We start from the raw sequence: 13,595 nt of genomic DNA, 5'->3' as shown, positions 1-13,595 counted from the left end.
ACTTAATTATTTTAGCATATTTTTTTCGATTTGTCAATAGTTTTTTGAAAAAAATTATTTCGGATTTTTCAGAAATATTTTTGCAAGTCAGAATGACCAAAATGAGCCGGGTAGATTTGATAAAATTCACGTATTAACAAAGGAATGTAAGTGTGATATAATTTAAAGAGTATGTATAGTAAGCGGCATATAAACTGTGTGGTTTACTATGAATATTCGGGGAGGGGTGCGCATGAAATTCAGAAGTTTATCGCTGACGGCGGTGCTTATGGCTGTACTTCTGTTTGGCGGCTGCGCTTTTTTCGATTTCTCCGATGTATCCTCAGATGAAGCGGATCATTCGTTCAGCAGAAGGAACAATGAGGGAGATGGTCTGTATTACAGCTGGGACGGAGGAGAGATAACCTCCGAGATCGCAGAGGAAAACGGCTGCGTGATGAAGGGCAGTACCGACAGCGTTAAGTGGAAGGATTTTCTGATAAATGTAAATTCTTCAGAGAAAGCTGAGGTAACGGTGTGCAGTGAGGATTCTGTCATGCTGATATCCGAGAGCGGTACGGGCAGCACGGCGCTAATAAGTGTTAAACAGAAGGACGGCGACGAAGTTGTAGAGACAAGCAGGGTCGTCAGCCCTGTGGAGGTATGTTGTATATATAATGATACCAACCGTGAGATGGAATACTATCTCAGCGATATCCTGCTGAATACAGTTCCCGCTTCGAATAACGAAGGATATCATGATATCCCCGTCACCTGCACTAATTACAGGGTATCCTCAACGGCGGCGATCACCTTTCCTTATCAGAGGTATTTTTCATCGTATACTGAGTTTGTGAACTATTGTGATAAATATCATGAGATTTTGGGGCTTGAGAACGTCATGAAAGATATGAAGGCTTTTGAAGACAATGGCGGATTCAATACCAACGTGGTATTTCTGTACGGCGACCGTTCGGGAGGAGCAGCGGAGTATGAATTTCTTCATGCAGTTGAATCCGACAGAGAGCTGACGATATACATGAAGAGGAAATACAGCGATAATAAAGATATAGTATCCAAGTGGCAGCTGACCTGCACTGTTCCGGGGCAGTATCTTTCCGATGTTGCACCTGACGCTGTCAGATGGGTGATATATGATGATGAGGTTGCCCGTGGATAGCAGCGTTTTAATATTGACAAAAGTATGTAAATATGGTATATTGTAAATATAATGTTAAGGAATGAGGTGTGTCCTTATGAAAAAAGACGTTTTTGATTATGTATGGACAGATAAGAAGCGTACATTTCTCGGGCTTCCCTGGTCGTTTACCAGATATTATCTGACAGATAGCAAGTTCATCACCAGAACGGGAATTTTCAGCGTTCAGGAGGACGAGCTGGAGCTTTACAGGGTACTGGATAAAAAGCTGGTGCTAACTATGGGCGACAGAATGGTAGGCTGCGGCACTATCGTTATGAATGTGCGTGATGTGGATACTCCCGTCAAGGAGATAAAGTCTGTTAAAAAGCCTCGGGAGGTAATGAAGCTTCTCGACCAGTATATAGATATGAACCGCGACAGGTACCGCACAAGGGGCAGAGAACTCTACGGCGGATTTGACCAGAACGGCATTCCCGAGGACGGCGACGAATAAGGCTGCTCGGATAAAAATGAATAATGGATAGTGAATAATGAATAACAGGCGACAGCGATTATTCATTATTCATTTTTTATGTGAGGTGTGAAAATGGACTTTGCGGAGCTTGCGGCACTGCCCGAATGTGCTGCACAGATAAAGCGGAGCGGTCTGCCTGTGTATATCTACGGTATGGGCAACGGCGGCGAAAAGGTTCTGAAATGGTGCGCTGACAGGGGCATCAGGGCGGATGGTGTGTTCGCAAGTGACGATTTTGTCAGGGGGCAGAGCTTCTGCGGATATGAAGTGAAGCGGCTCTCGCAGGTGGAAGAGGAAGTCGGGGAGTTTGTGGTACTGCTGGCTTTCGGTACTTCTCTGCCTGAGATAATGGCGCGGATAGATGAAATCGGCGCAAAGCACCCGCTGTATGCTCCCGATGTTCCCGTGGCAGGGGACAGGGCTTTTGACAAGACGGAGTTTTTTAAGGATATTTCACGGGCGAAAAAGGTTTACCGTATGCTGGCGGACGAGCAGTCGAGAAAAGTATTTACGGGGCTGACGGCAAGCAAGATAACCGGCAGGCTGGAGTATCTGAAAGAGATATTCACTGACGGCACTAAGCCTTCGCCGCTTCTGGGGCTGAAAAAAGGCGAGATATACTGCGACCTCGGGGCATACAACGGCGATACTGTTTTGCAGACTGTCAATGCGACAGGCGGGTGCAAAAAAATATACGCCCTCGAACCCGAGAAGCGCAATTTTCAGAAGTGTGTAAGAAATTGTACTGATATAGATGATATAGAGTTTATAAATGCGGCTGCATGGTCCCATGATACGGTGATGGGATTCGACGGCGGTGCAGGCAGACAGGCTCGGCTTGACGGTGACGGCAGGGGACTTATCGCCGCGAGAAGCCTTGACAGTGTGCTTGGCGGTCGGGAGTGTACCTACATAAAGTATGATGTTGAGGGTGCGGATATCCCTGCGCTGAAAGGCTCGGAGAATACTATCATGAAATATCACCCGAAGCTGTGCTGTGCGCTGTATCATCGGTGCTATGATTACATCGACATCCCCCTGGCGGTGAGTGAGATTTACGGCGGATATTCGTTTTTTATGCGGCAGGAGAGCTACTATCCCGCCTGGGAGACGGAGCTTATCTGTTTGCCGAAAGATCAAAGGGAAGGCTGAAATGGATACTTCAAAGAAGTTTGACGGACGAGCAAAGGACTATACAGCAGGCAGACCGAGTTATCCCTCAGAACTGATAGACAGGCTGTATGACAGATACGGCTTTTCAAAGAACTCGGTGATAGCTGATGTTGGTTCGGGCACAGGGAAATTCGCTCGGCTTTTGCTGGAGAGAGACAGCGAGGTATACTGCGTTGAACCCAACGATGATATGAGGCTTGCTGCGAAAGACGAGCTGAGAGTATTTGCGGGATACCACAGCGTGAATGGTGATTCGGAGAATACATCGCTGGGTTCAGGATCGGTAGACTTTGTGACATCGGCGCAGGCTTTCCACTGGTTCGATACAGACAGGTTCAGGGCTGAATGCAGAAGGATACTCAAAACAGGCGGTATAGCTGTGCTGGTATGGAATATCAGGGATATGAGCGCCGCGATCAACAGAGAACTATATGATCTGTTCAAAGCCTACTGTCCCGAGTTCAGAGGCTTCGGCGGGGGAATAAAAAAAGACGATGAGAGCATCGTCAGTTTCTTTAGCGGTAACTATGAACGTATATCCTTTGCACATCCGCTTTTTTATGACAAGGAGAGATATACTGCGAGGTGCTTGTCGGGTTCTTATTCGCTGAAGCAGGGTGATGAGAGGTATAACGAGTATATTCGTGACATGGAGCATATATTTGATAAATATGCCTGCGGAGGAGAGATCGTGATAGAAAACAGTACCGTTGCGTACATCGGCAAGCCTTAAAGGCAAAGAAAAAACACCCACAAATTTTGCGGGTGAAAACAAATAAAAAAATTATAGGGGAGAAGTCGGCAGATTGATCTGCCAACTATGTATATATGCAGGCTTGGGGTAAAAGCCAACATACCGAAACATAAGCCGTCGGAATCATCCGACAGTTAATAATATACTGCCAAAATGTGTTTGTACTGTGAAAACAATTTGTGTTAAACATGAAAGATAGTAAAAATTTTACTTATTTCACGATGGAGGAATAAAATGCCTAGATTTTTTGTGAGCAAAGAGGATATAAACGGAGAGCACGCGGTCATAAACGGTGCGGACGCTGTGCACATCGGGAGAAGTCTGCGTATGCGTCTTGGGGACGAGCTGACTGTATGCTGTGAAGGCAAGGACTATACTTGCAGGCTGGATTCGGTATCGGACGAACAGTGCGGGCTGACGGTGCTGAGTGTCAGCGAGGGCAGCGGCGAGCCATCGGTTAGGGTTACACTTTATCAGGCGATGCCGAAATCGGACAAGCTGGAGCTTATTGTACAGAAAGCAGTGGAGCTTGGTGCGTTTGAAGTGGTGCCTGTTTTGACTTCACGGTGTGTATCCCGACCCGATGAGAAAAGTTTCCGCAAAAAGAGGGAGCGCCTGAACAAGATAGCTCTTGAAGCCGCAAAGCAGTGCGGGCGCAGCATTGTGCCTACTGTGGGTGAACTTATCTCGGCGGAGGAATGTGCGAAGCGTCTCGGTAAGCATGAGCTGGGGCTTATATGCTACGAAAAGGGCGGTGCTCCGCTGTCGGAAACGGTATCTGCGGACTGTCGTGATATCGGCATATTCATCGGCAGTGAGGGCGGATTCGATGAAGCGGAAGTAGAGAAATGCCGTGCTGAGGGCGCTAAGGTCATCGGCATGGGTCCAAGGATCATGCGTTGTGAGACTGCTCCCCTTGCGGCTATCGCGGTAGTTATGAGCCTTACCGGGAATATCTGACGATCATCTGATAAGATAAAAGAAAGCACGGCTTCGGCTGTGCTTTTTTATGTGTACTAAAAAACTCCCTAGTATACAAAAATCGTGTCAAAATTTCATCTGTACAAAAAAAGTTACCACAAATGAAAAACTATGTGCTATAATAAGTTCACGCCAAAGGGAAAAGGGCGTGGAAAGGAAGTTAGAAAAAATGGTACTTGTAGGCACACTGATAGTTTTGGTCATCAACGAATATTCCTCGGGCGAGGGCTGGTATAAGGGAGTGATAAAAGGTCTGGTGGGAGCATCGGGACTGGTATGGGCAGCAACTGTCTCGCCTGCACGGACTTTTGTGATATGTATGATGGTATTGTGCGCTCTTGTGGCTGCTGAGCTGGCACGCATCGACGATAAGAGAAAGTCGGCTGCGGAAAGGCTGAAAGTCCTTGATGAGCGGGCAGAAGAGAGAAAGGCGAGAGAAGCACGCAGAGGTCTGCATCTTATAAAGCGTTCACGCAGGAGCAGGGCGGCTTGACAAATGGGGTCTTCCGTGTTATACTAAGCACTGTTGCGTTAAGATTTAGCATGGAGGAATGTGGATTTGAGATCAAAGAAATTAAAGCACGCTTTTGTCGTAATGTTTTTACTTTTTGCGGCGATGGCAGTGTTTGCGGCGCTTCTGTGGTTCAGGGTGATAAAGATAAATCATCCCAAGGGGCTGAAAGGCGCGGATATATCGTCCTATCAGGGGCAGACGGACTGGGCTGAGCTATCGCAGCACATGGATTTTGTTTTTGTAAAGGCGACAGAGGGCAGCGGCTCGACTGACGATATGTTCGTGGAGAATTTCACCGGGGCGAGAGAAGCGGGGCTTGTTGCGGGAGCTTATCACTTTTTCAGCTTTGACAGTGCGGGAAGCACTCAGGCGGAAAATTTCATAAATGCTCTTGAAAGCACGGGTCAGACCGAGGGTATGCTGCCGCCTGTTATCGATGTGGAGCTTTACGGGGAATATACGGATTCTCCGAAGCCTGCAGAGGAAGCTGTGCCTGAGATTAAGGCCATGATCTCCGCGATAGAGGAAAAGTACGGCACAAAGCCCATAATCTATACGACATTAAAGACACGCTTTCGTTACAAAGAAGCATTTGATGGCTGTATGCTCTGGGAGCGCAACGTGTTTTTCAGACCTCTGCACAATGAGTGGACTTTCTGGCAGTACAGCGACAGTGAGAAGTTCGATGGTTATGACGGCGATGAAGAGTTCATTGATATGAACGTGTTCAGCGGCAGTATGGAAGACCTTGAGTCGATAACGCTCGGAGCCCGATAATTAGGGCTGTTGGGCGCATTGCGGATATCCTATGTAAAAAACGCTCTGCAAAATTTGAATAAAATGACGAAAAATAATTTTTGTTAGCTTACGTCGCTTGATTTTTTGAACAAAGTGTGGTATAATATCAGTAATCTGAATTTTGATTTAGAGAGATAATTTTTTAGAAATGGAGTGTTCAAAATGGGAAATATTTTTAAGGCATTACTCGCAATCGGCGTAGTTGCAGGCGGCGCTGCTGCTGTTATGGCATATAAGAAGCGCAAGGAGCTTGAGGATTACGATTACGAGGATCTTGATGACGATTTCGATGACTGCATCGATGACACCACACCTGAAGAGGATCTTGACAAGGTTGAAGAGCCTGTTGATGATGTAGACCTGGCTGAGAAGGTTGGCGAGGCTGCTGAGGATCTGGCTGAAAAGGCAGAGGAAGCAGTTGAAGACCTGGCAGACAAGGCTGAGGAATTCAAGGATTCTCTGACTGACGACGAGTAATTATAATACCGATAATATGGGCTGTGCATTTACTGTACAGCCCTTTTTATGTGTTCTCGGGCGGACAGCTCGGTTCGTTGCGTACATAGTTAGGGTGCGTAGTATGCTTCTCGTTAGCCATCGGATGCGGTGGCATAGGGTCGCATAGGGGCGTATCGTGAATTTGTTTACCTATGTCTTTACATTTGCTATAAAACATGATATAATGTTATTCAAACAGAATTCCGTAACGCCTTTCGTTGCGGAGTACGGGTAAATTTCCCAAATGAAAGATGAAAGGAAATTATTATGAGAGTACGATTCCATTTGCCGGATTTTGCCGGCCATTTCAGATTCAATATAATCTTTGCAGAGATGCTGAAAAGATGTCCCGAATACTTCCGTGAGGGTGTGGAGATAGCTTCCGTATACGGCTGTTTTCCGCCATCGCTGTGGAACGGCGGACGTATGTGCGGCGGTTACTGCGACAAGGATTATGTAAAGACGGTCATCGGGGCTTTTAACGACAGAGGTATCCCTCTCAGGTTTACTTTTACCAATCCCATGATCGAGAAAAAGCACCTCAGCGATGATTTCTGCAATATGGTCATGAATCTTGCGAATAACGGTCTGAATGAAGCTATCGTTTTTTCTCCCATACTTGAAGAATATATCAGAAAACAGTATCCGAAATACAAGCTGACAAGCTCAACCTGCAAGCGTATAACTGACCCTGAGGCTATGTATGCTGAGGTCGAGAAGGATTATCATATAGTTGTCATCGACTACGACCTCAACAATAAATTTGATATACTTGAAAAGATACTTGATAAGGATAAGTGCGAGATACTAGTAAATGCCTGTTGTGATCCCGGCTGTAAAAGACGTTCCGAGCATTACAGGTTCATCGGCTTACAGCAGATAGATTTTGCTAACCACGTAAAAAAGCACCCTGCGAACACATATTCTACCGATGCCCTTTATCAGAAGTACCCTGAGGCAAAGCAGTTCTCAAAATGTCCCAGCGTTAACAGGACTATTTTTGATATACAGGATCTCAGCACCCATGTGACACCTGACGATATATGGAACAAATATGTTCCCATGGGATTCAGCCAGTTCAAGATAGAGGGCAGGACTTATGAGACCCTCAATCTGCTTGAACACTATATGTATTACATGATAAAGCCCGAATGCAAGGATATCGCGAGATTTACTTTCCTGAGACAGCTTCGTGCAAACGGCGTACTGAAGCTTGATGAATAAGGCGGGGATAAATTATCCATCAAAAAAAGATAAGTCATGAAAAAAAGGCAGTGCTGCACTATTGTGCGGTACTGCCTTTCAATATTATCAACTGATACTTATTCACGGTTAGCGCGTTTTTTCTGCTTTTCGGCATACATTCGCTCGTCTGCTATGCGGATAAGTTCCTCAACTTTGTAGTCCGGGGTCATCTGGTGGGTGAAAGCACCGAAGCTTGCGTCGAGTATATAGGGCTTATCCGAGGAATTGTTGATGCGGGCTATGGCGGTATAGAACTGTTCCCTGAAAGCGAGAGCCATATCCTCGGTACAGTCGGGGACGAAAACGTAGAACTCGTCGCCGCCTGTTCTGCCTGCGATAGCCTTATCTTTGAAAACGCTGCTGATGATATCGGCAAGAGTCTTTATGGCAATATCGCCTTCGGCATGGCCGTAGTGGTCGTTTATTGGTTTAAGACCGTCCATATCAATGACCATGGCACAGGCGGGGCTGTTGTTTTTCATTGCACGTGAAGCTTCGGTGGAGCGAAGTACAAAACCACGGCGGTTGTAGAGCCCTGTAAGTCCGTCCCTGATGCTGGTATACTCAAGACTGGATATGAGCTCGCGGATATTATTGCTTCGCAGCAGAGATTCCATAGCCACTGCAAGTGTTGCTATCCAGACATAGTAAAACTCGTTGAAAGCTTTGGTGCCCGTCATGGTGATGGAGCAGTAGCCAAAGCATCTGTCGCCGCAGTGCATACTTGTTATATAGACTATCCTAGGTTCGTCAGCAGATTCTGTTGGCAGGAAATCATCGGTGGATATGACCTTGCGCTCGACGCCCTCATAGTCGCCTTTTCTGTCCACAAGGATAGATGGGTAGGCTTTATTGGTGGGGGTGTTCATGCCCTTTTCAAGCGAAGTTTTTCCGTTCTCATCCACGTAAGTCATAACGCAGAAACTTCTGTAACCGCCGAAATTAACAGCATAATCGGCAAATGACCTTTCAAGTTCGCCGATGCTTTCGACTATATTCATTTTAAGGGTAGCGCCGATGATATCGCTAAGATAATAATGCATTGATCTGGTCTGGTCGGCGTAGCCGTTGAGCCTTTCGATCTCCACTTTGGGATCGGCTTTGGTGCAGCCGCAGGAATCGCCGTAGATAAGATTTGGCGATACGTAGGAGATCTCGGGATATTCCTGACCCTTGAGTATATTATCTATAAGTGTGACAGCCTGCTTGGCGATATCGTCACGTCTGTGGTCAACGGTGGTCAGCCGCGGGATATGCTCCTGACCTTCCTCTATGCCGTCAAAGCCTGTTATGATAACGTCCTCCGGTATGCGCAGACCCATATCTTTAAATTCTTTGCAAAGAGCCATGGCGCTGTAGTCATTGGCGCATATGATAGCCTCGGGGCGTTCTTTACCCTCGCCTGCGAAGAACTCGGCAGCTTCTCTGGCTTTGTTATACCAGAAATCACCTTCAAATATGCCTGCGCCTTCTTCGGGCAGACCCAGCTTTGTCATTGCTGCTTTAAATGCATGATACCTTTTTACGCCGTCCATGTGCCACATAGGCCCCGATAGGAATCCGATCCTGCGGCAGCCGTGATCCTCATACAGATGTCTTGCCATAAGTTCGATACCTGCGTCGTCATCGAAGCAAAGGTTGTAAAAGCCTTTCATATAACTGGAAACGCTTACTACGGGACAAGTGGCTTTTTCTTTGATCCTGGCGACAAGCTTATCCACCAGACCATCTATGGTTATGGACTCTTCATCGAAGATTATACCGCTGAACTGGTCGTAAGGTATGACATCTACAAGTTTATGTTCATAATCGGAGTAATCGGAATGTTTACTTCCTACAACGCCATAGAAATTATAAAAGACAGCATTGTAGCCCATTGCGGTCACAGCTTCATTGACCGCTTCACAAAAAAATCTGCGGTAGCCCAATGTGACCTGACAGGTGAATATCGCTATGCTTTTTCTGCTGTTTATCATAACATCATCTCCGTTGCGGACGTTCGTTTTGTACATATATTGGACACAAGTAGTATTATGCTATCAAAATTATAACATTGTTAAATCGTAAAGTCAATAATATAATTTGCTAAAATAGAAAATATCTGTGCAATATTTGCCAAAAAAATCAAACAATAAATAAAATTTATCACCAATTCAGACAATTACCGCAATAAACGGTCAGCCATTAGCAATTATTGGTAAGAAATTCTTAGGTTAAAATTATATAATAATAACGTAAATACGAGTTCCTGAGCTGGTTGGGTAGCAAATTTAACTGGAACTTTGGTTTAAATAACTACTTTATTCTTGCGAGTTATTCGGCGATTTTAACGAAAATGTTGAACAATAAATGTTACAATAGCGAATTGACTTTGGATGAACAAACTGTTAAAATAATACTTGCATAGTAGAGTGGCAGGCGTCACAAAATTATGACGCTTTATTTTCAAGGAGGGTATTTTTATGAAAACTACTAAGAAATTACTGGCTGGCCTTTTTGCTTTGACAGTATGCGTTGGCTTTGCATCATGCGGCAGCGGTGATAAGGACAAAGGCGACAAGAAGTCAGCTTCTACAATTGAAATGAAAGAAGAGGACAAGCAGGCTATACAGGATGCTGCTTCAGACCTCGATAAGACCGAACTTGCTAACAAGAACGTAAAGTTCCTCTCGCACTGGGATATCAACCCCGGCGACGGTCAGGTAGTACCTCCTGATATTCAGATGTTCAGAGATACCTATGACGGTACTTTTGAGTATGTACAGACAACATGGGACGATCGTTACACCGATCTGGCTAAATACGTAATGTCAAACGATTCCCCTGACTTCTTCTCCGCAATGGATATGGACGGTTTCCCAAAGGGTGCCATCAAGGGAATGTTTGAACCCATCGATCCGTATATAGATCTGAACAGCGATCTGTGGGCACCTGCAAAGGCTACCTGCGATGCATTCGTATTCAAGGGCGATCACTATGTAGCAGGTATACAGTCTTATCCTCAGTATGTCTGCATCTATAATACAAAGACTATTGAAGATAACGGTCTTGACGATCCCGCTGAGCTGTACTGGAACGATGAGTGGACATGGTCCAAGTTCACCGAGATGTGTACAGAATTCACTGATCAGGATAACGAGAAGGTAGGTCTGGACGGCTGGTGGTATGCAGCTGCTCTGAACGATACCTGCGGTGTACCTCTTATCAGCCTTGAAAATGGTACTCTTGTTAACAATATGGATAATCCTAAGGTAGCTAAGGTTCAGGAACTGATGTACAACCTGGGCAAGAACGAGGTATTCTTCGACAGAGCTTCCAACAACTGGTCTATCAGAGGCGACGGCACAACAGGTCTCGGCGTTGGTTCTTACCAGACCCTGTTCTATCCCTGCGGTCTGTGGGGTATCGAGGGTGCGCCTAAGGACGTTACCGCATTCGGTGATGTTGAAGCAGGCGAGATCATGTTCGTACCTATGCCCAGACTGGACGATGGCGATACTTACTACGTAACTTCCAGAGTTGACGGTTATCTGCTCTGTAAGAATGCTCCTAACCCTGAGGGCTTTGCAGCATACATGAACTGCCGTATGGCTACACTTACAAAGGCTAACGAGATCGGCGTAAATCAGCTTAAGAACGACTACAAGTGGAACGATGAGATGATCAAGATGAGAGAAGAGGTTATCAGACTCTGTAATGATCATCCTCTGTATGACTTCCAGGAAGGCGTTTCCGAAGAGCTGAAGAACACAATGCAGAACGTTAGACAGGCTACTGTTGTTACAGGCGGCGGCGCTACTACATGGACTCAGAACGTTGAGGAGAACAAGGCTACCGTTGACTACCTGCTGAAGGAAGCTAACGATAACATTGATACAGGCGCAGCAGCTGCAACAGAAGAGGCTGCAGCTGAATAATTAAGCTTTCCCGATATAACGCATTGATCGTGTGCAAGCAATTGATGCGAAAAATATCCTTCATTTTTACCCTACAGGAAGACCGAGGCTTTGCCTCGGTTTTTCTGCTTTGTGGGGGTGAAAAAATATAGTTTGTAATTTGGTTGCTTGGGTATATTGGTATTGCGTTGGGATATCCGGAAATTTGCTGTTTTCGGTAGATTGTTGGTTTTCGCCCATCGTTCCTCTTGTCGAGAAATCCGATAACAGCGACTTCGTTGGCTGTGGCTATCGCTGAACAATGATGGGTGTGGCAATAATTACGGACATAGAAAGAGCATATGCGAAATTTGATGTCCACGCTCTGAATTTTTTTATTGCCGCGCCTTTTGGACAGAGAGGGTAGTTTGCTTTTCTTTTATAGTTCGCTTCGCATTTTAGTTTGTGCCTTGGTGAATGATGGACTCCGCAAACAGTCAGCTTTGCTGACTGTGCAAAAATCCTCGCCAGCTTTTCGTGAAAAATGTTCCCTCCAAGTTTCAGTTTGTTATATAGCCATTATCTGCGTGGTTTAGTTCTCTTAGGCTCCGATTTCTTCTTCACCGCAGACTTCTCAAAACCAATGATCTGCTTGAATCCTATAGTGTCCACAAAGTATGCAGTCCCACCAACTTTGATTATCATACCGACAGCGATATTCTTGTTGGTGTTGCATATGCTCTCCAGTTTTTGAACAACATTCTCGCCCTCGGTATTGAACCAGCTTCAGCTGTAAGACTTCGTGTAATTATCAATGGTCGGCGGTCGCTTTAATTCAGCAAGGGCAGCGTAGTTGTCATCGTTCGGCAAATAGATCTCATACTTTTGCTCCTGCAAATGCCGCAGCTTTTCTTTCTCCTGTTCCGTCATTCTCGCCTTGACCTCGCTGACCATACGCGAGATGTAATCACCAGATGACAATTCATTGAAGGTATCCAAATGCTCTTGTAGTCGCGTTCCTGCTGCCGAAGCTGCGAGAGCAGTTCCGAGTAGTGTTCGATCTGGAATGGCTCGACCTCGCCAGCCTTGATACTATTTTCTATCTCCGATACCTTCTTCCGAACTGTGGACAGCTTATCGTCGACTTCACCAATAGAGTTGATTTTCTCGGAGTTGATAATATTCAGTTGGTGACTAAGATTCTCCAAATCGTCCTGCACCCCTTTAGCGAATTTCAGCTTGCGCGTCCGATAGCTGTAATCCTGAATCACGTCATCAATTATCTCATCGATTGACTTGGGCGGCTGTCGGTTTGTGATACTCTTTTCAATTCGCCTTGCAAGCCTTGATTCCTCATATCTTGCCCCGAGAGTTTTCAAGCGGACGGCTCTGCCTTGATCAGGTGCTTTGACAGAGATGAACTTGCCACGCTTTATAGTATAACCTTGCCTCTCAAGAGTTGATAAGAGTTCATCGAGCGAAGACACCGACTCCACCAACATATCAATGCGGACTCTTATACGTTCTTTCCAAGAATCCCCCAGCCTTCGGTGCAGCCATTCTCCATACGACATTGAGTTCGATTCGTGGTCGGGGCGAGCTCTAAGCTGTTCCATAATACCGATACCATGCTCCCGGCAGATGCCGTCCGAAGCATGACGGATATCCCAGAGTGTTTTCCACTTGCTGTTGAACTTTTTGCCCGAAAGGCTGTAAGGGCATAGTAACACATGGTTATGAATATGGTCTTTGTCTGTGTGGGTGCAGACCATAGCTTGAAAGTCATCACCGAAAGCCTTGCGCACCCACTCGATACCTATAGCATGAGCTTCCTCAGCTGAACACTCACAATGCGCAAATGACTGAATCAGGTGAAACGCTTTTACGGGCTTATCACCTTTGGTAGGCGGCTTGGCGTTAAACTTTTTGCGCGAGTATCTTTCGTAGGTCATGGCGAGCTGCTGCATAGCAGTGTCAACGTCCGTTTCGAGGTTCAGCCCGGTAACGAGCGTTCGCTCTGACGTTTTTTCGGGGTTCATTATGTAGAGCAGCCTAGCGCGGAGTGAATTGTGGATAGGTAGGCTCTTGATGTATGGCGTAGT

Annotated in this window: 13 protein-coding genes; 10 read left to right on the top strand and 3 right to left on the bottom strand. The window is 45.9% G+C overall.

Annotated features, from left to right (window positions below; all coding sequences use genetic code 11):
• The first annotated feature begins 232 nt into the window (after positions 1 to 232).
• The 9 genes from BM265_RS15605 to BM265_RS15565 all read left to right on the top strand — a co-directional run bounded on the left by BM265_RS15605 (position 233) and on the right by BM265_RS15565 (position 7,597).
• On the top strand, positions 233 to 1,159 hold the full coding sequence (locus BM265_RS15605; protein ID WP_074962933.1) for a hypothetical protein: 927 nt from the start codon (positions 233 to 235) through the stop codon (positions 1,157 to 1,159).
• Positions 1,160 to 1,235: 76 nt separating this feature from the next.
• Positions 1,236 to 1,634, top strand: a complete 399-nt coding sequence (locus BM265_RS15600; RefSeq protein ID WP_074962932.1) for a PH domain-containing protein — start codon at positions 1,236 to 1,238, stop codon at positions 1,632 to 1,634.
• Positions 1,635 to 1,727: 93 nt separating this feature from the next.
• A complete protein-coding gene (locus BM265_RS15595) occupies positions 1,728 to 2,807 on the top strand; it encodes an FkbM family methyltransferase (protein WP_074962931.1) in 1,080 nt (359 codons plus the stop codon).
• Between the two features lies 1 nt (position 2,808).
• Positions 2,809 to 3,561, top strand: a complete 753-nt coding sequence (locus BM265_RS15590; RefSeq protein ID WP_074962930.1) for a class I SAM-dependent methyltransferase — start codon at positions 2,809 to 2,811, stop codon at positions 3,559 to 3,561.
• 255 nt (positions 3,562 to 3,816) lie between these two features.
• Positions 3,817 to 4,542, top strand: a complete 726-nt coding sequence (locus BM265_RS15585; RefSeq protein ID WP_074962929.1) for an RsmE family RNA methyltransferase — start codon at positions 3,817 to 3,819, stop codon at positions 4,540 to 4,542.
• A 190-nt stretch (positions 4,543 to 4,732) separates the two neighbouring features.
• Positions 4,733 to 5,056 (top strand): hypothetical protein, encoded by a 324-nt coding sequence (locus tag BM265_RS15580; RefSeq protein WP_074962928.1) that lies wholly within the window; start codon positions 4,733 to 4,735, stop codon positions 5,054 to 5,056.
• A 102-nt stretch (positions 5,057 to 5,158) separates the two neighbouring features.
• The gene (locus BM265_RS15575; protein ID WP_074962953.1) at positions 5,159 to 5,854 is read left to right on the top strand and encodes a GH25 family lysozyme; all 696 of its coding nucleotides are present in this window, start codon (positions 5,159 to 5,161) and stop codon (positions 5,852 to 5,854) included.
• A 183-nt stretch (positions 5,855 to 6,037) separates the two neighbouring features.
• The gene (locus BM265_RS15570) at positions 6,038 to 6,352 is read left to right on the top strand and encodes a hypothetical protein (RefSeq protein WP_074962927.1); all 315 of its coding nucleotides are present in this window, start codon (positions 6,038 to 6,040) and stop codon (positions 6,350 to 6,352) included.
• Between the two features lie 288 nt (positions 6,353 to 6,640).
• Complete coding sequence (locus BM265_RS15565) at positions 6,641 to 7,597, top strand: hypothetical protein (protein ID WP_074962926.1); 957 nt, start codon at positions 6,641 to 6,643, stop codon at positions 7,595 to 7,597.
• A gap of 98 nt (positions 7,598 to 7,695) precedes the next feature.
• Here BM265_RS15565 and BM265_RS15560 read toward each other — a convergent pair whose 3' ends face one another.
• A complete protein-coding gene (locus tag BM265_RS15560; protein ID WP_074962925.1) occupies positions 7,696 to 9,594 on the bottom strand; it encodes a diguanylate cyclase domain-containing protein in 1,899 nt (632 codons plus the stop codon).
• Positions 9,595 to 10,080: 486 nt separating this feature from the next.
• Here BM265_RS15560 and BM265_RS15555 point away from each other — a divergent pair, with 486 nt between their 5' ends.
• Positions 10,081 to 11,535, top strand: coding sequence for an ABC transporter substrate-binding protein (locus BM265_RS15555; protein ID WP_074962924.1), 1,455 nt, complete (start codon positions 10,081 to 10,083; stop codon positions 11,533 to 11,535).
• Positions 11,536 to 12,279: 744 nt separating this feature from the next.
• Here the strand turns inward: BM265_RS15555 and BM265_RS20225 are convergent.
• Both BM265_RS20225 and BM265_RS15550 read right to left on the bottom strand, forming a co-directional pair.
• Positions 12,280 to 12,423 (bottom strand): hypothetical protein, encoded by a 144-nt coding sequence (locus tag BM265_RS20225; RefSeq protein ID WP_177219615.1) that lies wholly within the window; start codon positions 12,421 to 12,423, stop codon positions 12,280 to 12,282.
• Positions 12,420 to 13,595, bottom strand: a 1,176-nt coding sequence (locus BM265_RS15550; RefSeq protein WP_074962923.1) for a relaxase/mobilization nuclease domain-containing protein, incomplete at its 5' end; no start/stop codon positions are given. The genes BM265_RS15550 and BM265_RS20225, both read right to left, overlap by 4 nt.

This window comes from Hominimerdicola alba (assembly GCF_900112155.1).
In the GTDB taxonomy this organism is placed as follows: Bacteria; Bacillota; Clostridia; order Oscillospirales; family Ruminococcaceae; genus Hominimerdicola; species Hominimerdicola alba_D.
This window is presented reverse-complemented; position numbering and strand designations above follow the sequence as displayed.

Bases quoted from the DNA above. Each gene is read 5' to 3' on its own strand.
- BM265_RS15605 (WP_074962933.1), top strand. From the start codon at position 233: ATGAAATTCAGAAGTTTATCGCTGACGGCGGTGCTTATGGCTGTACTT.
- BM265_RS15600 (WP_074962932.1), top strand. From the start codon at position 1,236: ATGAAAAAAGACGTTTTTGATTATGTATGGACAGATAAGAAGCGTACA.
- BM265_RS15595 (WP_074962931.1), top strand. From the start codon at position 1,728: ATGGACTTTGCGGAGCTTGCGGCACTGCCCGAATGTGCTGCACAGATA.
- BM265_RS15590 (WP_074962930.1), top strand. From the start codon at position 2,809: ATGGATACTTCAAAGAAGTTTGACGGACGAGCAAAGGACTATACAGCA.
- BM265_RS15585 (WP_074962929.1), top strand. From the start codon at position 3,817: ATGCCTAGATTTTTTGTGAGCAAAGAGGATATAAACGGAGAGCACGCG.
- BM265_RS15580 (WP_074962928.1), top strand. From the start codon at position 4,733: ATGGTACTTGTAGGCACACTGATAGTTTTGGTCATCAACGAATATTCC.
- BM265_RS15575 (WP_074962953.1), top strand. From the start codon at position 5,159: ATGTTTTTACTTTTTGCGGCGATGGCAGTGTTTGCGGCGCTTCTGTGG.
- BM265_RS15570 (WP_074962927.1), top strand. From the start codon at position 6,038: ATGGGAAATATTTTTAAGGCATTACTCGCAATCGGCGTAGTTGCAGGC.
- BM265_RS15565 (WP_074962926.1), top strand. From the start codon at position 6,641: ATGAGAGTACGATTCCATTTGCCGGATTTTGCCGGCCATTTCAGATTC.
- BM265_RS15560 (WP_074962925.1), bottom strand. From the start codon at position 9,594: ATGATAAACAGCAGAAAAAGCATAGCGATATTCACCTGTCAGGTCACA.
- BM265_RS15555 (WP_074962924.1), top strand. From the start codon at position 10,081: ATGAAAACTACTAAGAAATTACTGGCTGGCCTTTTTGCTTTGACAGTA.
- BM265_RS20225 (WP_177219615.1), bottom strand. From the start codon at position 12,423: ATGACGGAACAGGAGAAAGAAAAGCTGCGGCATTTGCAGGAGCAAAAG.